The sequence below is a fragment of the Haloarcula sp. Atlit-47R genome (assembly GCF_003665985.1).
GTDB lineage: Archaea > Halobacteriota > Halobacteria > Halobacteriales > Haloarculaceae > Haloarcula > Haloarcula taiwanensis.
In genome coordinates this window covers 481509-499878 of sequence record NZ_QPLQ01000003.1, presented here as the reverse complement: position 1 = coordinate 499878, position 18370 = coordinate 481509, and the positions used below count along the sequence as shown (strand labels likewise).

Below are 18370 nucleotides of genomic sequence, written 5' to 3'. Positions count from 1 at the left end.
GGATCCGACCAACCACCCCGAAAGCACAGATACAAGCCCCACTACGGTTCGTCATAACTGGAGGAAATCGGGCTGCCCCAGTGTGGCGATTGTTGAAGCAGTTGCGGCGGCCACCAACCAGGAAACGACTGACCTGCCACCGTTACAGGAGGCGATCGAAGCCGATGCACTCGATACGCTGCTCGATGGCCGGTCGTCGTCGGTCGCAACCTCATTCCAGTACGCCGATACTGACGTCTCTGTGACCGGGGACGGCAGCATCGAAGTCCGAGTTGATGGACTCCCTCGGGAATCGGAGTGATACTCACAACTACCGAGTGATCGATTGGTGTGGTAATTTTGTAGAAACTACATTACATTAACTCGGCTATGATATCAAAACACCCACAACCCTATTCCTCTGGGGACCCTATCCATAGTACGGAACACAACATACACTGTGCGTTTAGCCCACTGTGAGGGCTACTTGAAACGGGAGTACCCGTCCACAGTTATCCATTTCTCTTCGCGGATCGGTTGCGCGGAACGCATCACCAAGTGAGGCGTTTCGCAACGAGAGCTATCAGTAAAAGTCGAGCAAAAAAAGAAGAGTCTGGCGGCACACTGAATGAACTGTTCGAAATACTCAGCCACGAGTACCGGCGTCGCATTCTCCTGGCCGTTGCCCAACAGAACCCGCGGGACGAGGACGACATCACATCGGAGACAGTCGCGGGAGAGCACGATGGCGACGCGCTCGAACATGTAAAGACGGGACTTCGATGGTCCCGACCAGCAACTCAAGAACACTCGAAATGGGGGGTGACACCTCGTCACCGAGGGCACTGACGAGCGACTGGAGGGCTTCGATGTCTGTTCTTGGCCGATGTCCATGCCGAGTTCGTCGATGAAGGCTATGTCGGTGCTGTGCTGTCGGTCTCGCTGTCGTCGGTGGGGTTCTCGTGGCATCGTGACTATAGCGTCTGTCCCCGGAATCGAGCCGGGCAGTGCTGACCACAGCACGGGCTATCGGCGACGTAATGAGAGCTATCTGGACGCGGTAGGTGGCTCGTGGCAACTCCGGGCCGTCCGGTGGCTTTGCCCCGTGGCAACAGACTGGATGGGACCATCAGCACTCTTCGGACACTGCTCCCGGGACCAGCGTGGTCAGGCTCTCACGGAGGCATCCTGTCCCAACCGACTGTCAGCTTCGCAGTCCTCCGGATTGACGCCGTAGGGGGTGCGTGGCCGGTCATCCTTTGATCACCGCTCGACGTTCGATGACAACGTCATGCGCGTAGTCACCGCGGCGGTACTGGTCGTAGTAGCTCTCGATGGTGGGGAACTCTGCCGTCCACTCGGTGTAATTCGTGGCAGTGAGAGACCAGCAACAGCGATTCGCTGTCGGTGGTCGTGATGGCGACGATCTCGCCGACTGCCGGGTGGGTAGTCATTGGTCCGCCTCCCTGCCAAACGGGCAATCGATGGAATGTTGATATCTACTTGGTAGTGTATCACCAGATAAATGACGGCCAAAACGACTTTTACGGATACTTAACAATGGCTGTGATGAGTTCCAGAGGCCGGAGTGACTATCAGTGAGCCTACTCAGGGGCAGTAGTTGATCCGGACCCGGAACTCGATTTGAGATTGACGATATCGGATGGTGGCGGAAGCGCTAACTGCAGCACGGCTGTCCCCCGGCTGGCCACCATTCTGTTGCCGGGCCGCCTGTGGCTGTGTCGTACCCGATGAGGGAACAAACCATGAGTCTAAGTCACAACTGTTTTTGATACTAAGTGTATACCGTTCGGTTGGGTTCTGGTCCCCGCTCCATCTCCCCCCAATCCACTCCGGATTCATCGATTGGTCTGGGTCCAGAACCCGTCGTCGTGGATGACGACTTCGGGTGGTGCGTTGCACACCACTTCCTACACCCCCAGCAGCCCACCACCTTTATACACCGACTCACACCCCCGGCGAGTCGGCTGTCTACGTGGCACTGAGACCGGTCGCTGTTGTTCTTGGGACTGGTCGAAGCACGATTCCAGCGCTTGCTTGCGGTTCGACGGAAACCGCAACCGATTTTATTCCGACTCCTGCTATCTTCAGCTGGGTTCTGGTCCCCGCTCAGCACCCCCATAGGACCGATCTGATTCAGCGAGTAGTTCGGGTCCAGAACCCGTCGTCGATTCAGTCGACGCTGGATGGGCTATGATACGTCGTTTCTCCGAGACCGTCCCTCATCTGTTCTCTGCGCTGACTGGGGTCTGTGTGTAGTCTGGGTCTCATCTGCAGAACTACGTCTGTGAGTGCGGTCATCGCTGGCGTCTGAGCGGGCAGCGAACCCGGTCGCTGGAGGCCTGAAACTGGATGACAGGGGCGAATGAAAATTAATTAGAGGGAATGCATAGCGTAGCCACGGGTTCTGATCCCCGCTACAGACTGGCGTCTAGGATGGTTTCGGTTGAGCCGTGCCGTGTGCGGGGTTCAGAACCCGCCCGTGCCTCTGACAGAGGAGTGGCAAGTTCTGTGCCCGTTGCCACCGACCTCCGCTTTCTGGCAAGCGGTCAAAAACCGCGTGGTATCTTGCTGACTTTGGGTGTCTGTAACGGCTGTCAGTGCCGTTGCCCTCCAGCAACGCGACGGTGGATTACACAGGCATGGGTCTGGCACCTTTCCCCAGCCTCTCCGTTGTTTCAGTCCTAGAGTCCGTTTTCTGAGGCACTTCGTGATATATTCTGCTTCTAACGTGAGTCGCAAATTACATTTACAATTACTGCATACAGAGTGAACGCCAGCACGAAGCAAACCGCTTTGTACTGGATACTTGTCAGAGGCACGAAAACTGGTCCGTCGTCGCATCCGGCGACGGGCCGTCTCGCGGCTCGGATGCCGGAATACCCTCGAACAGTAATGATTATTTATTGGGTCTACGTATATTCCGATAGGGTACCAGTCGGTCATCACCTGCCCAGTGATCACGTGCCTCTGACTACACCGACCGACTGGGTCCCCACTTCTGACCGCCGTTCGCCGTCGCTATGTGGGTTATAGGGGCATTATTGTGGACCCCCATCAGCACAGGTTGCGGTAGATCACACAGGCCTCTGAGCGTTCGGCCTGCCGTTGGAGGAGGTGTCTACCGGCGTCAGTTAGTGTATGCACGTTGATACGGGCGTCGATGGCTCGCTTGACGACATCTGTATATCCCAGGTTCGGGAGTCGCCGTTGACGACGAGGACGTCACCCACCTCGATGCGCTGGATCGTGTCGACAAGCGGTGGGTCAACGCCAGTGTCGACAGTCATCACAGCATTTCAGGGTGATATAACCAGCGCCACCAACGTTGCGCACCGGGCTGACCCGTGGGGAGAGAGCATGCCACTGAAACCGGCAGGCAATGACTCGCCCGGGATGGGAGAGCCTGTGACAGCACCACGACCTCGTGTGAGATGGCGGAGCCGTCTCGTGATCACGAGAGACGCGGCGCGTCTTTCGAACGACACCGTGAGACGAGCGAGAAACACTCGCAAATGACTCTTTCGGCGTTCCACGGGTCGGAACCCTCTACCAGCGATAGCCGCACTTAGCTGGTATTCCCCATGCGTGGGAAGCCGCGCCGTTCACGGCGCGGAGCATATCACTCGAGCGAAAGGTCCTTTGCCTGCCACCCTTCGACACAGGTGAAATCGTCCGTTATCTCGCCAGCAGGGAGTGCCAGCAACTCGTCCTGTGTGAACTGTACCGCTTCGGCGACGGCACCGGTAACCTCGAGTCGCCATCTCTCTGGATCAACGGTGTTTGGAACCGCATGCGATTCGAGTATGTCCATTGTTAGTAAGTCCCCGCTAGTACTTACTTAGCGGAGGGGAGACACGCCCAGCACTAACTTCTGTTGGGAACAGATTCGGCTCGGTAGCCCAAGTTCCCCGAACGCCTTCGACATAAGTCCCATCCGTCCAGTCAGGGACCATCAAGTATGGTGACGGAAACGGAACTCGACTTGCGGGCTTTGGCCGGAGACAGACTCCATGAGCACCTATTTGAGGCCCTAAACGATGCAGCAGCCGGTGACAAACTCGGTATCGTCACGGATCGAGATATCGATCCCGAGTTAGTTCGCTACCAGATTGCACAGGAACGGGTAATCGATTGGGAGTACGCGGATCCCGATGCAGTCCCCCGAGAGTTGACCCTGACTGTTGGTGGCCGATTCGACGATGAGGACTCCGCGACCATTGATGTACGTGATCTGAAACCACAGCGCCGTCACGAGGTACTACTAACGATCTTCGAGGAATTGGACGCGGATGAAGGGTTCGTACTCGTAAACGACCACGATCCAAAGCCGCTGTATCACGAGCTACGATCGATGCACGGCGACATAATCGAATGGGAGTACGTGAGTCGCGGCGACGACGGGTGGCGCGTCGAAATTTACAAGACTGCGGACTCCGAGACCGTCGACGAGGCCATCGTTACCCGGTACGATGTTCGCGAAATCCCGAAACAGGAACGCCACCCTACCATCCACCACCGCTACGGAATGATTCCCGACGGCGGAACGATGGAAATCATTGCTCCCCACGAGCCTCGGCCGCTGCACCAGGAGTTCCGCCAGCAATATGCTGACTCCTTCGAATGGGAGGTTGTTGAATCAGCACCCGGGCGCTGTCGTGTGCACATTACGAAAGGCGGTAGCCACGACGGTGCAAAAGACGTGGGCCAGTCTGACGATATGCAGGAGAATGCGACGTCGACGACAGTTGCTGAAGACAGAGAGATTACGCGAGAACTCGACGTTCGAGATTTGCCTCCTGCCCAGCGCCACGAGCAAATCTTCGAAGCCTACGCCAAACTCGACACTGGGGAAGCATTCATGCTCGTGAACGACCACGACCCCAAGCCGCTGTACCACCAGTTCGACGCTGAGGCGGGATCGGAGTTCCGCTGGGAGTACCGCCAGAAGGAGCCCGGCGAGTTCCGGGTACTGATCGGTAAGTCCGAGGCTGGCGACTCCAGCTTGGTTGTCGGACAGGGAGCCCCCGATGAGACGCCCGACGCGCCGTTCTGACTGACCCAGAGAGGCCATCGACTCCAACGTATGACTGACACTGATCCCGACCGAACACTTGCATCGCTCGTTGAGGAGGTGCCCACCTACGCCCGGGTGTTCGAGTCCCTCGGGCTGGACTACTGTTGTGACGGCGACCGGACGCTGGCGACGACTACGACTGGAGTGGACTCGCGGACCTAGCTGACCACGTCGTCGAGACCCACCACGACTATCTCCGTGAGGAACTGCCCGCGCTTGAGACCCTCGTGGCGAAGGTGAACCGGGTCCACGGGGAGACCCACCCCGAGCTGGCGGCGGTCGAATCGACGTTCCCCGACCTCGCGGCGGAGATGCACGAGCACACCGAAGAAGAGAAAGACGAGTTGTTCCCTGTCGTTGGGAAACTTGATCGCTCGGAGTCGCTTTCCGACGACGAAGCAGCCCGGCTCCGCGAAGCGATCCGGGGCTTCGAGGACGACCTCGCCGGAACGGCCGTCCGCCTCGACCGGATCGCCGAGCTGACCGGCGGCTACGACGTTCCCGAAGACGCCTGTGCGAGCTACCGGAGCATCAAGCGATTCATAGCAGCGACAACATCGAAGAATTTGCTCCTTCGGTTCTTTTAGTTCGCATTCGCCCGTCTGCTGTACTCGATTTGGCGGGTCGATCTCTTAGTCTAGGTCGAGTTGACGGGTAAGTACGGGCATTCCCCGATCGTGACTGCGGATACTACGCTCACATTGTTGAAGAAGGAGACTGGGATCGGGTAGTCACGGTCCAAGACGACAGAGGTAGAGTGGTGGTGAGTGGCAGCACTGGCCTGATTTCTTTAAATACACAAATCGAGTTGGGTTCCTAACTTGAAGCGGTGTCCTGACCCGAGTGTGTCGAGTTCGGTGGTTCAGCTGATATCGTGCATCCTGGCGGTGCTATAGTCCTGTAGTTCATCTTCTGGGGACAAATTTAGTATAGCTATATGCAGTTTATATTATTTCCGTCTCCAGATCCCGGTATCTGTCTTGTTATGGGTTTCTGCATGAGAAAACAACACAAGACAAATTATTAGTACTGCGACTGAAATACGATACATACGAAATTCCGGCGGCTCAGAGTACCCAGTAGGGACAGCACACTGCCCACCCACTCAGACCAATGACCGAAGTTCGCTATTCAACGATGGACTTGGCCGATTGCAAATCATTCTATCGTGAGGCCGTTGTGCCGGCGATGAAAGAGGATGGCTTCAATCCAACAGCTGAAACCCCCACATACGCATGGCTAAACCGACAGTTTCCGGGATTCATCAAGCACCTCCAGCGCCGGTTTGACCTATCTCCGGGGCAGTTCTACGATGAAATTGGGGTGCCGGAAGCACCGATTGAATCGGGGTCATTCGAGTTCCTGGCTGACAATACACAGCGAGCCGTCGAGGAATACCTCGCTGAACTTTCGACTCGACGAGGGCGCGCTGATGCGACAATCGAGACACGTCGGTCGATTTTGCGACGCTACATGAAAGTATATACCAATATCCACGATACAAAAGATCTGCTCGCACCGCTGGAGAATCCCGATGAACGTGTTGCAGAAATGGATAGGGTTGCAGCGACGTTTGACGCACTTGACCAACTAGATGAGGCTCTGACGACGCTCGCATCACGCCGTAAATACGTTCAGGACACACGGCAGTTCTACAAGCACTTGGTGATGTTCGGCACTGCCGCGTACAACCCGCTCGCTGACCTCGAAATCCGGTTTGGGTGGGATACGACTCCATCATGGGATAACCAAGCACTCGATAGAGACGCTGTCCAGCGCCTATATACAGCGGCGTCTGAGTTACGCGACCGATTCATTGTGGTTGCATGTTGCGGATGGGGGCTGCGGCCGAGTGAAGTCGCATCGCTCCACATCCGACAGCTCAACCTCGATCCGGATGATGACTCCCATCCGTACATAGAGTTCGGTGATGGCGAGCGGAAAAACGGCCCCGGGACGGTGGCTCTGCTGGCCGGTCTGGAGACCGTAGAGCGACGTATAGAGGCGCTTGCTGATCCAGAGTGGTCTGGATATCTTCTGCCCTCTCCATCCGCGGCTAGTGGTCATTTAACTGCTGAAACCGTCCGTCGTCGGTTCAAGTCAGTGGCTGAGGCCGCAGACATCACCGTTGATGGCGCCACGCCGACGCCGAAAACGGGTCGTCGATTCTGGTATACCACATACGGTGCTGCTGTCAGACGAGTTGCGGATCGGTTCGAAGATGTTGCGGCTGAGCAGGGTTCGGCATCCGCACAGGTCGTCCTTGATAACTATCTTTCCGAGTCTGAGGCCCGATCTCACCGGCGAGCAGAGATGCACGAGACACTCGCAGGGTTATTCACTGAGTAACCGCTCGCGGGAACGGAACAGTTGTGTGGAAGCAGAAAGGTACCTTCCGTAGCTATACCATATAGCTATACCGTCTGACTAATCTTTATATCTGTGCGGCGAATCCGATATAGTATGCTGACCTACACCGTGTACAGCGAGGCCGGCGGTGTCGGCAAGACAACGATGGCGGCGAACCTCGCTGTCGCCGACGCTCGCGCTGGTCACGACGTACTGGCAATAGATATGGATCCACAGGAGGGGAGCCTTTCATTCCTGTTCGATGTCGCGGACCGCCGAACGGACTCAGAGGCCGACAGTTTAGTTCGACACCTCGTCGAACGGCCACGGGGGCCGTTCGCTGATCTCATTGAAAGTTCCGAGGGCGTCGACGTCCTCCCTGCACACAACTCCCTGGAGGTCCTCTCAAAACATCTGCGGCGGCGCGAAGAAGAGGCAGCGGATTTCGGCGAAAACTGGAACCCGAACGTCCAACTGCTTCGTGTGCTAAAAGACGCGGGCGTTCCGTCCGAGTATGATACTGTTATTATCGACCCGCCTGCGACTGCGGATGTGAAACTGTACAACGCGTTGCACGCCACGCGGAATCTGGTCATCCCGTTCGAACCGAGCGGGAAGGGCCAGCAGTCTGTCGAGGGCCTTGCAGACCTCGTTACTGGACTCGAAGACACGTTAGATATCAACGTGGGCGTGCTAGCTGCTGTGCCGAATCGATTCAAAGGTACGAACGATCAGGAAGAGATGCTCAAACGGCTCCGGGCTGAGTCGTATGACATTCCGGTCGTGTTCCGCGAGCGGACGTCCCTGCTTGAGGGATGTTGGCGAAAACAGTGTTCGGCGTTCAAATACATCGAAGAACACCGGAGCCGGGAACGTGACTATGAAATCGAAACGTTAGAGCAGTTCGAAAAGCTGGCTGCACGCCTCCGACAGACCCGAGAGCAGGAGGCAACAGCATGAAATCCGGCTCAGGTGACGATCCGTTCGCAGAGGCGGACACAGATACAGAGCCGGAAGCGGATGACCAGCAGGATGAGGTGCCAGCTACCGAAACCGAATCTCCTGCCGTCGAAACTACGACCCAGCCAGACATCCCATACAAATTCCGGCGTGATTCAGTCAAGCAAGACCGCAAGCAACGGCCGATTTTTATTCGGCCTGAGGTCGAGGAGCGGGAGTCCACCTTCCTCCGGAATCTAGAAGATGCAGTCGGCGAGGATGTATACAAGACTGACGCGCTGGAGGCTGCCCTTGTCGTCGCTATGGACAATCCGGACCTTGTCGCGGAAAAGCTCCGCGAGTGGGGGTACGACTGGGAGCAGTCAGCCCCCTCTCGCTAATGTCTTATCGGTTCTTCTATACTGAGTAGAACTACGACCGCTCTTTGCCCTCTACAGGTGACCTGTTTGCTGTACTTGACTCTATCTCTGCGTGGGCAAACTATCGCACAGGGCCAGCACTAGTAGCTGCATCTACTGGCTATTCTTCCCCGCTGACTTATCCGAACTTCTTTGCTAGCTACAATTTCTAGCTATACTACTTAGATATGCTGTATAGCTGTTCCAACTGGATACATTACTTGACTATAAAAGGTAGCTATATTTAATAGATATGGTGTCGGATTAGCCTTCATAGCTGGTGTGGCGAGCTGGGACGGACTATCTCTATCTGTGCTACGCTGACTGCTCAGGCAGTCGCCGCTGATTAGTCGTGAGACAGATTATCACTCCTCAGACAGACAAGAGCAGAGTATCGGTAGCGAATAAGACTTACCTATAAATTAAGCGACACTATGTACCAAGTCTCTACGCCTCCCGACCGAACACCGCTCTCTGGCCGACTGCGTGTCTAACAGTGATTGGTGGCTCTATATGAAGGTTCGAACAGCGCCCAGAATATCTGCTGGCTGCTGCGGTTCAAAGCTCTCCTGATACTCGATGTCCGACTTTGCCAACCGAGCTATTCCGTCTAACCCGATGGTGTGATGGATGGGTGAAGCCACACCAGTAACTGCTTTCGTCCAGAAGTTCTGGCACAACAACCTGCGTTTATACGAATTCCCTTGCACGAAGGACCGCACAGCAGCTCGGCCGGACTGTGCCGCATGTATCATTCCGAAGCCCGTCAGGCGGTTTGCCAATCCGATGGCGTCACCCGCGATATGCACTGTGCAGTCGTTGAGCTCGTACGAACAGTGTGAGAGACTCCGCAACCCGTTTGAGACATCAGTGCCGCCGTACAGGGCCTCACGCTCTGGGGGCTCGATATCGATTTCTGCAAGCAACTGTCGCATATCTTCGTACAGCTCGGCAGGGGGCTTGTCCTCTCGACAGCCGAGGCCGACAGTTGCCTCCTCCGGTGACTGTGGCACGATCCAGAGGAAGTAATTCTCGTACGCAAGTGCTCTTGGCTCAGGATACAGATGGGAGAAGTCAGCCTCTATACTCCCGCTCAGCGTCGGACACGCTACGTCATACGACAGGGACGTAAACCGGCGTGAGATCGGGAACTGACCAGTGGCATCAATCAGTAAATCCGACTCCGCAGATAGCCTCCGAAACTCTGCTTCGTCGACTTCTGCGTTCTCTACAATCTCTGTCCGTTCGAGCGTGCCTGCCCAGTGTTTCTCTAACTCTCCTCTGTTCAAAATAACGCCATCAGGAACAGTTACAGCTGTTTTCCCACTGGAACCGACAAATATCCCGGTATTAGCCTCTCTAACGTACCCTGGCACATGTCGATCTAGAGGGAGCCGCGAGTAGTCCCAGACCATCTCCCCCCAAGCCCCTCTTCGATCACCGCTGTATGCGCCCTTATCGTAGAGCTGTACGTCCGACGTAACCCCTTCAGCCAGTTGCGCTGCTGCCAGCCCTGCGAATCCCCCTCCGACGATAGAAATCCTCATACCGTACCCTTTGACGGTAACCATTTCAAATATACCCTATTGCTCGCCTGTGTTTGACGCGGCTCTGCGGTGGCTGTTCCAACCGAAGGAAAGTACCCATGTCACTGCTCTGTGGCTGGCAGGCAGACACCTGTAGCGCGTTCTCTGAGGAAAAGCGTATGAGATAGATCGAAAGAACATTCGAGCGGGCGAAACTGGTCGTAGCTTTTGCAGCCCCGCTCACAAACGTTACAGGTCACTGACTCAGTTGCCGCTGCCACCGATCAGACCACGACAACACGGTCGGTTTGCCAGCACCCTCGGAACTCACCGACGGACTGCACTGACAGACCGAACTCGTAGGTGGTTGTCCGTCCATCCGGTCCCGTAATCGTCACCCGCTGCTCAGCGTAGTTCTCGTCTTGCTCGATGGGGCCTCGCACGGCCTCCTCGAAGTCGATCATCGGGCGGTACTGCGGTGACTGGACCATGGCTATGAACCGGTCGAGGGGACCAGTCGAGCGGCGGTTAGCCGGGGAGGCGAAATTGTACGCCGTCATGATCCCCGCGTTGTCACATGGCTCGTCGTTCGTTTCCAGCGCATCGAGTTGGAGGGCAACAGCATCGCTGGGGCCGTATGTCTCGCTGGGTGTCGGGAGGCCGACCACCGGGTACTCGCGTTCAGACATTGTAGAGGCAAGCGCGTATCTGTAACAGGTGCTGCATCAGCATGAATGGCAGGTCCGAGCAGCCATTGGCAGGATACCGACGGGAGTTTGTGCCCCCGAAAGCTAGAACTGGCAACTGCGAACATGGCCCCACTCAGGGACGCACTTATCGAAACCATGCTGCTCGACGAGGAGCAGTTTCGCCGGCGGCTTCCGGACCTTGTCGAAACACACCAGCTCCGGACTGTCGGTCCGGACCACGCCGAGGACTCGCCGGCAGACATCATTCGGTCCCTCGATGGGTTCGAGACTAGCTCTGTGACGTCTTTCGAGCGAGAATACATCGCGAAAATGGTTCGACTCGGGACGGGTCCTCTTGGGCTGACGCTCACTGGCCCGGCGTATCAGGACAATCCAGTCCGATATGCGACACAGACGTTCCAGGAGATGACCGGGTACTCGCTGGCAACGCTTCGCGGCGAGAACCTTCGATTGCTGCAGGGACCAGCGACGGATCCCGAGGCGGTCGCAACGCTTCAGGAGGGGGTCGACATCTGGGAACGGCGAACCGTCGAACTATGGAACTATCGCGCGGACGGCACACGCTTCAGAAACCGGGTGACGATAGTGCCACTCAGTGGTCCCGACGGCTCTATCACGAACTGGCTCGGTGTGCAGAAAGCCATTGACACAGCAGATGGCTCATTGCTGGTGGCACAATCGGCCGATACGTCCTAGGCCGGGACTCGGTTAGCTTGCAGTAAAGAGTATATATGCCAGTGTCGCCGCCATCCCGACAGCAACCAGCACTGCCCATCCAGTCAGCCGGATACGCTGTCCGTACTCGCTCAAACCGCCGTCTTCGGTTCCGAGTATCGTGACGAGCCGACTCGGATGCCTGAACGGACGTGGCGGCTTCGGGTTCGGGAGTCGCCGCCGGAGCTGCTGGTACTCGGTGAACGACCAGACGGCGTACAGACACAGTGAGAGGATCATTCCGATCCAGAAGCAGACCCCTGCGATCATCGGGAGGCCGACCGGACCCAGAAGGTCCACCTGCACCTCCTGTGGCGGCCCTCCAAATTCACCGGGGGTGTTGAGAAGGCCGAACACCAGCGTGACCATCGAGAGCCAGAACCCGACGAAGCAGGCCCCGAGAAGCTGTTTCGATAGCCGGTGGAGAGCCTTGCCGTGGCGGACAACCCATGACTCGCGAGGCGCTGGCTGGCTCTCACTCGCCGGACGTAGCTCCTGTTGACCCGGGTTCTTGGCTCCCAGTCCGGACAGCACGCCGATGGCAGCGAGAACGCCGCCTGCAGCGATGGCTCGCAGTGGGAACGGCGTCCGCTCTCGAATGAGGAACGCGCCGTCTGGATCGGCCGGTGACACGTACGCGCGGGTGGTTGTACCCGGCTCGTATGAGTCGACCACCGACTCCGCCCTCGATCGGTCGGAGTACGTCCGTACGCCCGTACTCGGGAACACCTGCTCGCTGGTGTATGTCTCGCCCTGATACTGGTACGTGTAGTGAATCTCCGGCTCGTAGTCGATTCCTCGTCCGCCGTCCATTCGATCGACACGAGCGTCGGTGATGGTCGCCTGGACGGCTACAGCGTTGCCGACCGCCTGTGACTGCTGGACGTAGTCGTACCCGCCGAACCCGAGAAGGCCGGTGGCAAGGAGCAACAGAAGCGCACTCCTCTGTGAGAGGTGGAGGGTCGTGATTCCGACCGGGACCTTCATTTCAGTACACAGTATCGTGTTGCCCTCGTATGAGAGTCACGCTCGAAACAAAACGCTTCGTGGCTCGGTCGCACTTTATCTGGGACAACTGAACCCGCACGTCACCGGTCGGCTACCTTTCCATCGCGTCGGTCACGTTCCCTGGCTTCCGGGTCACGCTCTGCTGGGTTGCCGTGTCCGCCGCCGCCGGGTGTTCTGACGGAGATGGTCGACCCGGCCTCGACATCAACGGACGCCTTCGCGGGCACTGGCTCGCCGTCGACAAGATTCTCTCCTGTCGCGCCGTCTTTGCCGCCGTCGATTCCATCGGGGGCCGTTCGTCGGCGCTCAGTCAGCAGTGACACGGTTGCGTCGGTCTCGACGGTGACCGTGCGTTCGAGGCCCAGTCCGCCACGGTATCGGCCGTCGCCGCCACTCGACGGACGCAGCGCGTACCGCTCGACCCGGAGCGGATACTCGGTCTCCATCGCTTCGACAGGCGTGTTGAGCGTGTTCGTCATACCGACCTGCACGCCGTCCATCCCGTCCTTTTCGGGCCGGGCACCGAACCCGCCGCCGATCGTCTCGTAATACGTGAAATCGCCGGTTCGGTCGCCGATGATGAGGTTGTTCATCGTCCCCTGTCCACCGGCGGGAACCCTGTCGGGGACGGCCGTGGCGAGCGCCGCCAGCGTGACATCCATGACGCGCTGGCTCGTCTCGACGTTGCCGCCGACGACCGCTGCTGGCGCGTCCGGGTTGAGCACTGACCCTTCTGGTGCGGACACGGACACCGGCTCGTAACAGCCGTGGTTCGGGGGAATCTCCGGGTCGGTTATGGCCCGGACGACGAAGTAGACCGCACTCTTTGCGACCGAGAGTGGCGCGTTCAGGTTGCCCGCCACCTGCTCGGCAGTCCCGGCGAAGTCGACGGAAATCGAGGCCTCATCGATCGTGACGGCCACCTCGACCGGGATGTCATCGTCGGTCACGCCGTCGCCTTCGAGGATATCCTGCGCTCGATACGTCCCGTCCGGGAGCGCGTCGAGTTCCGACTCGACCCGCTCTCGGGAGTACTCGATGACGGCATCGAACGCATCAAGCAGGATCGACCCGTGTTCTTCGAGAAGTTCACCGATGCGCTCCTCGGCTCGTTCGTTCGCAGCGCGCTGAGCACGGAGGTCCGCCTCGCGCTCGTCAGGCGTTCGGACGTTGGCACGGATGAGGTCGTGAACCGCCGCGTTGGGTTCGCCGCCGTCGACGAGTCGGACGGCAGGCAGGCGGAGCCCTTCCTCGTAAATCTCCTGTGCGCCCGGCGGCATGCTCCCCGGCGAACTCCCGCCAACGTCGGCGTGATGGGCTCGCGAGACGGCATACCCAATCACTTCGTCGTTGGGTGCTATCGTCGAGACGAGCGTGATATCCGGCAGGTGTGTCCCGCCGGCGAACGGGTCGTTAACGATGAACACGTCACCCGGCTTCGGGTCCTTCTGGAGGACAACATCCACCGCATCGGGCATTGCGCCGAGATGTACCGGGATGTGTTCCGCCTGTGCGACCATCCGACCCGACGCGTCGAAAAGCGCCGTCGAGCAGTCCTGGCGCTCCTTGATGTTCGGCGAGTACGCACCGCGGATGAGCACGTGACCCATCTCGGTTGCAACACTCTCAAGCTGGTTCCTGAGTATTTCCAGCGTTACAGGGTCGATTGCTTCCTGTTCGTCACTCGGTGTTGTGGCTTCGTCGTTCATGTGTCGCTCACCGCCGCAATCAGCGTCCCGTCATCGCGGACCCGGACGTTCCAGGCCGGCGGGACGACAATTGTACTCTCATCGCCCTCGATAATCGCGGGACCGTCGATTCTATCCTGAGGTGGCAGTTGCGCCCGCCCGTAGACCGGCGTTTCGCGGACCTCGTCGGCGAACACCGCCTCTCGGGACCCCTTCTGTGGGTCGCCCTCGGCGGCGTACTCGACCGGCGGCGCGCTTCGTTCGACGGTCGTCGTCACGCGACAGTTCACCAGTTCGACCGACTCGTCCGCTCGATACCCGTACGCGGACTCGTGGGCTGTGCCGAACCGCTCGCGTGCGTCCGCGGTGGCGAACGGCCGGTCGACATCCACGGTCAGTTCGAAACTCTGGCCGGCGTATCGGAGGTCGGCGGAGTAACGCACTGTCGCCGCCTCGCGGTCGCTGACCTCGGCTAACAGTTCTTCGGCCAGCGCCTCGTAGACTGCATCGACATCGTCGGGGTCGACAGCGTCGAGCGAGCGCTGATACGTCCGTACGGCGTCGCGCTTCTCGTCGGCGGCGAGCAGGCCGTACGCTGATAGCACGCCGGAGGCGCGTGGAATCACCACCCGATCCATATCGAGGCTAGCTGCGATGGAGGCCGCGTGCATCGGCCCAGCACCTCCGAACGCAGCCAGCCCGAACTTCCGCGGGTCGTACCCGCGCTCGACGGTCACGGAGCGAATGGCTCTGGTCATGTTCGCATTGGCAACGCGATAGACGCCACGAGCGGCGTCGAGGGGACCGTCGAGGCCCGCTTCGTCGGCGAGGTCGGTAAGCGCGTCATGGGCGGCATCGGCATCGAGTGATAGTTCGCCACCCAGACTAGTGCTTTCGCCGATGTAGCCCAGCACGAGGTTCGCGTCGGTGACGGTCGGCTCAGTCCCGCCCTTCCCGTAGCAGGCGGGGCCGGGGTCTGCCCCAGCGGAACGTGGTCCAATCCGGAGTGCCCCCCCGGCGTCAACCCAGGCAATGGACCCGCCGCCGGCTCCGACTGTTTCGACGTCGACCATTGGCGTCTTGATCGGCCGCTCGTTGATGACGCCCTCCGTCGTCCGTTCCGCTTCGCCATCACGGACGAGACTCACGTCGCTAGAGGTCCCACCCATATCGAACGTGACCAGCCCGTCCTGTTCGTCGGCCGCCATCGAACCTGCCCCTACGACGCCGGCGGCAGGGCCCGAGAGAACAGTCGTCACAGCGTTCCGCCGGACGGTATCAGCGTCGGTGATGCCGCCGTTGGCCTGCATGATCCGTGGCTGTGGGACCCCGAGGTCCCGAGCACGGTCGGTGAGGTGACTGACGTAGTGGTCAATCGCCGGTCGTACGTACGCGTCGACGGCCGTCGTCGAGGTTCGTTCGTACTCGCGGAACTCGGCGAGGACTTCGTGTGAGGCTGAGACGGGCACGTCGAGCTCATCCCGCAGGATGTCTGCGACGCGCGTTTCGTTTTCGGGATGCGCGTACGCGTGCAGCAGTGAGACGGCAACGGACTCGACAGCCATCTCGCGCAATTGCTCGGCGATTGCCCGCACTTCGCTCTCGTCGACGGGCTGTTCGATACCGTCGGTGGTCGTTCGTTCGGCCACTTCGAAGCGTCGGCGTCTGGGAACCAGCGGTGTCGGCTTTTCGGCGGACAGGTCGTACAGCGACGGGCGATCCTGGCGGCCGATTTCCAGAACGTCTCGGAACCCGTCGGTCGTGACGAGCGCGGTCTTTGCGCCGTCCTCTTCGAGCAGCGCGTTGACCGAGACGGTCATCGCATGAGAGAACTCGCTTACGGTCTCAGGGTCGATTGCAGCCGCTTCGCAGGCCTTCTCGATCCCGGCGATGACGCCCTCGCTCTGGTCTTCGGTACTCGGGACTTTTGCGGTCACGAGTTCGCCGTCGAGCGACAGCGTCACGTCAGTGAAAGTGCCACCGACGTCGACACCGATCCGCCGGCCGCCCATCTACAGCACCCCCGCGACGCTGAGCAGCGTCCGAACCCCGAGCCACACGACGATGAGCGTCACAATCGCGCCGAGGGCGTTCGCTATCGACCCGTTCGTGTACTCGCCGAGGAGGTCCCGCTGGTTCATCGCGTATATCAAGAACACCGCGACAATGGGCAATAAAATCCCGTTAACAACCTGTGCGAACACGATAATCTGGACGGGACTGCCACCCAGCAACACCGAAAGCACCCCGACACTGAGGATGGTCCCCCAGACAGCGCGGAACTGTGTGCTCTGCATGTCTGAATCCCAGCCGAGTGCACCTGTGGTCGCCCACGCACCCGCAAGCGGCGCTGTCGTCGCGCTCGTGAATCCGGCGGCGAAGATGCCGATGCTGAAGAACAGTTCTGCGTACGGTCCCGCGATGGGTCGCAGTTGTTCGGCCATCTGACCGATATCGCTGATCTGGGTGCCGGGCTCGAATGCTGCGGCCGCGGTCACCATGATCGTAATCGTGATCACGCCGCCCGCAACGATTGACAGCACTGTGTCGATGCGCGAGTGACCGATATCGTCGGGACCGCTCCACCGCTCCTGGACGTTACTCGCGTGCAGGAACAGGTTGTACCCGACGATGGTTGTTCCGATGAGGCCGGTGATGAGATACAGCGACCCCGAGGGGATACCGGGGACGAACCCCATCGCAATCGCACCCGGGTCAGGACCAATAAGGATGGCCGATGCTACGAACGAGAACGCCATCACGGCGACCAGCCCGATGAGCGCTCGCTCGATCAGTTTGTAGCGCCCAGTGTAGAGCAGGAGTCCGGCCACGAGTCCCATCACGACTCCCCACACTGTCGAGTCGATACCTGTGATCGTCGCGAGCCCTGCGGCACCGCCGAGGATATTCCCGGCCTCGTAGGCGGCGGTTCCGACGCCGATGGCGCCGACAACGAGGAATATACTCACGTACTCGACGATTTGATTGTCGAACCGCTCTCGAAGTGCTTCGCCGAGCCCCTCCCCCGAGACAAGGCCCAGCCGCGCGCTCATTTCCTGGAGAACAATCGTTGCAGCGATTGAGAAGACCATTGTCCACAGGAGCGCGTAGCCAAACTCTGCCCCGGTGACGCTCGCAGTCGTGACCGTGCCTGGGCCGATGAACGCGGCGGCGACCATCGCTCCCGGGCCGACGGCTTTGAGTCGTTTTGTAATGCTCATGATTGTTGGTTTTGATAGCCACTGTCACGGTCCCGGCAGGTAAGCAAAAACATTGTTAAGACCTGTGTGTGTCCGGAACATCGGTCGTATGAACTCTGTAGCACCCGGTGAGAAACTAGTACGAAACATTCACTCCCCGGATACGAGTCTATCCGGGTCCAGAGCGGGGGTACTCACGGCTTCCGTTCTCTTAACAGTACTTTGGAAACACTCTCTTCGATTTCAATTTCGAACGGGAGGGCAGTAATGCTACCACGGATGAACCGGATTATCAACCACCGCACCGACTCAGATGGGAACACCACGTGGAAACTTCCCTTTTCGTCGCGGCGAACGGTCAGGAACCCACACAGTGAGAGCCATTCCAGAACGTCTTCGAGCGAATCGAACCGCTCGGCGTACTCCTGTGCGTGGTACTGCGCCACCTGATCGACCATGTCCAGAACCTCCTCATCACGTTCGTCCGGGTCGGTAAACTGACTCAGGAGTGCGTGCAGCAAGTCGATGTCCAGCAGGACGTGCTCGCCCGTCGAAAGCATCTCGTAGTACGTCTGAAGGTGGTCGCTGTCACTCGCATGGGCTGAGTCGAAGTTTGCCGCGTAGAACGCGATCGACTCGCGGATCAGTTGGCTCTGGCTCTCCCCAGTTCGGTCGGCGAGACTTTCTAACGTCTCTTTGGTCTCCTCGTCGAGAGAGACTGTGACCCGGTCGGTTGGCAT

17 protein-coding genes and 2 pseudogenes are annotated in these 18370 nt (G+C 59.0%); 9 read left to right on the top strand and 10 right to left on the bottom strand.

Annotated features, from left to right (window positions below):
- Nucleotides 1–82: 82 nt before the first annotated feature.
- Nucleotides 83–301, top strand: coding sequence for a HalOD1 output domain-containing protein (locus DVK00_RS14575; protein ID WP_233560804.1), 219 nt, complete (start codon nt 83–85; stop codon nt 299–301).
- Between the two features lie 979 nt (nt 302–1280).
- Here the strand turns inward: DVK00_RS14575 and DVK00_RS21385 are convergent.
- From DVK00_RS21385 to DVK00_RS14560, 3 genes are all read right to left on the bottom strand, one after another.
- The gene (locus DVK00_RS21385) at nt 1281–1433 is read right to left on the bottom strand and encodes a hypothetical protein (RefSeq protein ID WP_157829447.1); all 153 of its coding nucleotides are present in this window, start codon (nt 1431–1433) and stop codon (nt 1281–1283) included.
- Between the two features lie 1701 nt (nt 1434–3134).
- Entirely contained in the window at nt 3135–3290 is a 156-nt protein-coding gene (locus DVK00_RS21380) for a hypothetical protein (protein ID WP_158598816.1), read from the bottom strand.
- Between the two features lie 332 nt (nt 3291–3622).
- Nucleotides 3623–3814 carry a molybdopterin-dependent oxidoreductase gene (locus DVK00_RS14560; protein ID WP_121537251.1) on the bottom strand — a complete coding sequence of 64 codons (192 nt, stop codon included), beginning with the start codon at nt 3812–3814 and terminating at the stop codon, nt 3623–3625.
- Between the two features lie 147 nt (nt 3815–3961).
- Between DVK00_RS14560 and DVK00_RS14555 the strand changes: the two genes are divergently transcribed.
- From DVK00_RS14555 to DVK00_RS14530, 7 genes and pseudogenes are all read left to right on the top strand, one after another.
- On the top strand, nt 3962–5056 hold the full coding sequence (locus tag DVK00_RS14555; RefSeq protein WP_121577922.1) for a DUF2249 domain-containing protein: 1095 nt from the start codon (nt 3962–3964) through the stop codon (nt 5054–5056).
- Nucleotides 5057–5086: 30 nt separating this feature from the next.
- On the top strand, nt 5087–5239 hold the full coding sequence (locus DVK00_RS14550; protein ID WP_101351616.1) for a DUF542 domain-containing protein: 153 nt from the start codon (nt 5087–5089) through the stop codon (nt 5237–5239).
- 14 nt (nt 5240–5253) lie between these two features.
- Nucleotides 5254–5568 (top strand): annotated as a pseudogene (locus DVK00_RS22395) (iron-sulfur cluster repair di-iron protein); the annotation flags it as partial.
- A 24-nt stretch (nt 5569–5592) separates the two neighbouring features.
- Nucleotides 5593–5808: pseudogene (locus DVK00_RS22390) on the top strand (transposase); the annotation flags it as partial.
- 406 nt (nt 5809–6214) lie between these two features.
- A complete protein-coding gene (locus DVK00_RS14540; RefSeq protein ID WP_233560803.1) occupies nt 6215–7426 on the top strand; it encodes a tyrosine-type recombinase/integrase in 1212 nt (403 codons plus the stop codon).
- 114 nt (nt 7427–7540) lie between these two features.
- Nucleotides 7541–8386 (top strand): ParA family protein, encoded by an 846-nt coding sequence (locus DVK00_RS14535; protein ID WP_101351613.1) that lies wholly within the window; start codon nt 7541–7543, stop codon nt 8384–8386.
- On the top strand, nt 8383–8766 hold the full coding sequence (locus DVK00_RS14530) for a hypothetical protein (RefSeq protein ID WP_101351612.1): 384 nt from the start codon (nt 8383–8385) through the stop codon (nt 8764–8766). The genes DVK00_RS14535 and DVK00_RS14530 overlap by 4 nt, the downstream gene beginning before the upstream one ends.
- Before the next feature lie 527 nt (nt 8767–9293).
- Here DVK00_RS14530 and DVK00_RS14525 read toward each other — a convergent pair.
- Both DVK00_RS14525 and DVK00_RS14520 read right to left on the bottom strand, forming a co-directional pair.
- Nucleotides 9294–10331, bottom strand: coding sequence for a hypothetical protein (locus DVK00_RS14525; protein WP_233560802.1), 1038 nt, complete (start codon nt 10329–10331; stop codon nt 9294–9296).
- A 263-nt stretch (nt 10332–10594) separates the two neighbouring features.
- Complete coding sequence (locus DVK00_RS14520; RefSeq protein ID WP_121513165.1) at nt 10595–10999, bottom strand: DUF4864 domain-containing protein; 405 nt, start codon at nt 10997–10999, stop codon at nt 10595–10597.
- A gap of 123 nt (nt 11000–11122) precedes the next feature.
- On the opposite strand from DVK00_RS14520, the gene DVK00_RS14515 reads away from it, so the two are divergent.
- Entirely contained in the window at nt 11123–11716 is a 594-nt protein-coding gene (locus DVK00_RS14515) for a PAS domain-containing protein (protein WP_101351609.1), read from the top strand.
- Nucleotides 11717–11728: 12 nt separating this feature from the next.
- Here DVK00_RS14515 and DVK00_RS14510 read toward each other — a convergent pair whose 3' ends face one another.
- The 5 genes from DVK00_RS14510 to DVK00_RS14490 all read right to left on the bottom strand — a co-directional run bounded on the left by DVK00_RS14510 (nt 11729) and on the right by DVK00_RS14490 (nt 18370).
- Nucleotides 11729–12721, bottom strand: a complete 993-nt coding sequence (locus tag DVK00_RS14510; protein ID WP_101351608.1) for a DUF3592 domain-containing protein — start codon at nt 12719–12721, stop codon at nt 11729–11731.
- 101 nt (nt 12722–12822) lie between these two features.
- A complete protein-coding gene (locus DVK00_RS14505; protein WP_121577918.1) occupies nt 12823–14451 on the bottom strand; it encodes a hydantoinase B/oxoprolinase family protein in 1629 nt (542 codons plus the stop codon).
- Nucleotides 14448–16442, bottom strand: coding sequence for a hydantoinase/oxoprolinase family protein (locus DVK00_RS14500; protein ID WP_121537241.1), 1995 nt, complete (start codon nt 16440–16442; stop codon nt 14448–14450). Before DVK00_RS14500 ends, DVK00_RS14505 begins: the two co-directional genes overlap by 4 nt.
- The gene (locus DVK00_RS14495; RefSeq protein WP_101351605.1) at nt 16443–17651 is read right to left on the bottom strand and encodes an Nramp family divalent metal transporter; all 1209 of its coding nucleotides are present in this window, start codon (nt 17649–17651) and stop codon (nt 16443–16445) included. It lies immediately after the preceding gene.
- A 173-nt stretch (nt 17652–17824) separates the two neighbouring features.
- On the bottom strand, nt 17825–18370 hold the full coding sequence (locus DVK00_RS14490; RefSeq protein ID WP_121513163.1) for a ribbon-helix-helix protein, CopG family: 546 nt from the start codon (nt 18368–18370) through the stop codon (nt 17825–17827).

Coding starts and splice junctions, on each gene's coding strand:
- DVK00_RS21380 (WP_158598816.1), bottom strand. CDS start 3,290: ATGACTGTCGACACTGGCGTTGACCCACCGCTTGTCGACACGATCCAG.
- DVK00_RS14550 (WP_101351616.1), top strand. CDS start 5,087: ATGACTGACACTGATCCCGACCGAACACTTGCATCGCTCGTTGAGGAG.
- DVK00_RS21385 (WP_157829447.1), bottom strand. CDS start 1,433: ATGACTACCCACCCGGCAGTCGGCGAGATCGTCGCCATCACGACCACC.
- DVK00_RS14535 (WP_101351613.1), top strand. CDS start 7,541: ATGCTGACCTACACCGTGTACAGCGAGGCCGGCGGTGTCGGCAAGACA.
- DVK00_RS14525 (WP_233560802.1), bottom strand. CDS start 10,331: ATGAGGATTTCTATCGTCGGAGGGGGATTCGCAGGGCTGGCAGCAGCG.
- DVK00_RS14530 (WP_101351612.1), top strand. CDS start 8,383: ATGAAATCCGGCTCAGGTGACGATCCGTTCGCAGAGGCGGACACAGAT.
- DVK00_RS14505 (WP_121577918.1), bottom strand. CDS start 14,451: ATGAACGACGAAGCCACAACACCGAGTGACGAACAGGAAGCAATCGAC.
- DVK00_RS14540 (WP_233560803.1), top strand. CDS start 6,215: ATGGACTTGGCCGATTGCAAATCATTCTATCGTGAGGCCGTTGTGCCG.
- DVK00_RS14495 (WP_101351605.1), bottom strand. CDS start 17,651: ATGAGCATTACAAAACGACTCAAAGCCGTCGGCCCGGGAGCGATGGTC.
- DVK00_RS14520 (WP_121513165.1), bottom strand. CDS start 10,999: ATGTCTGAACGCGAGTACCCGGTGGTCGGCCTCCCGACACCCAGCGAG.
- DVK00_RS14500 (WP_121537241.1), bottom strand. CDS start 16,442: ATGGGCGGCCGGCGGATCGGTGTCGACGTCGGTGGCACTTTCACTGAC.
- DVK00_RS14555 (WP_121577922.1), top strand. CDS start 3,962: ATGGTGACGGAAACGGAACTCGACTTGCGGGCTTTGGCCGGAGACAGA.
- DVK00_RS14490 (WP_121513163.1), bottom strand. CDS start 18,370: ATGCCAACCGACCGGGTCACAGTCTCTCTCGACGAGGAGACCAAAGAG.
- DVK00_RS14560 (WP_121537251.1), bottom strand. CDS start 3,814: ATGGACATACTCGAATCGCATGCGGTTCCAAACACCGTTGATCCAGAG.
- DVK00_RS14510 (WP_101351608.1), bottom strand. CDS start 12,721: ATGAAGGTCCCGGTCGGAATCACGACCCTCCACCTCTCACAGAGGAGT.
- DVK00_RS14515 (WP_101351609.1), top strand. CDS start 11,123: ATGGCCCCACTCAGGGACGCACTTATCGAAACCATGCTGCTCGACGAG.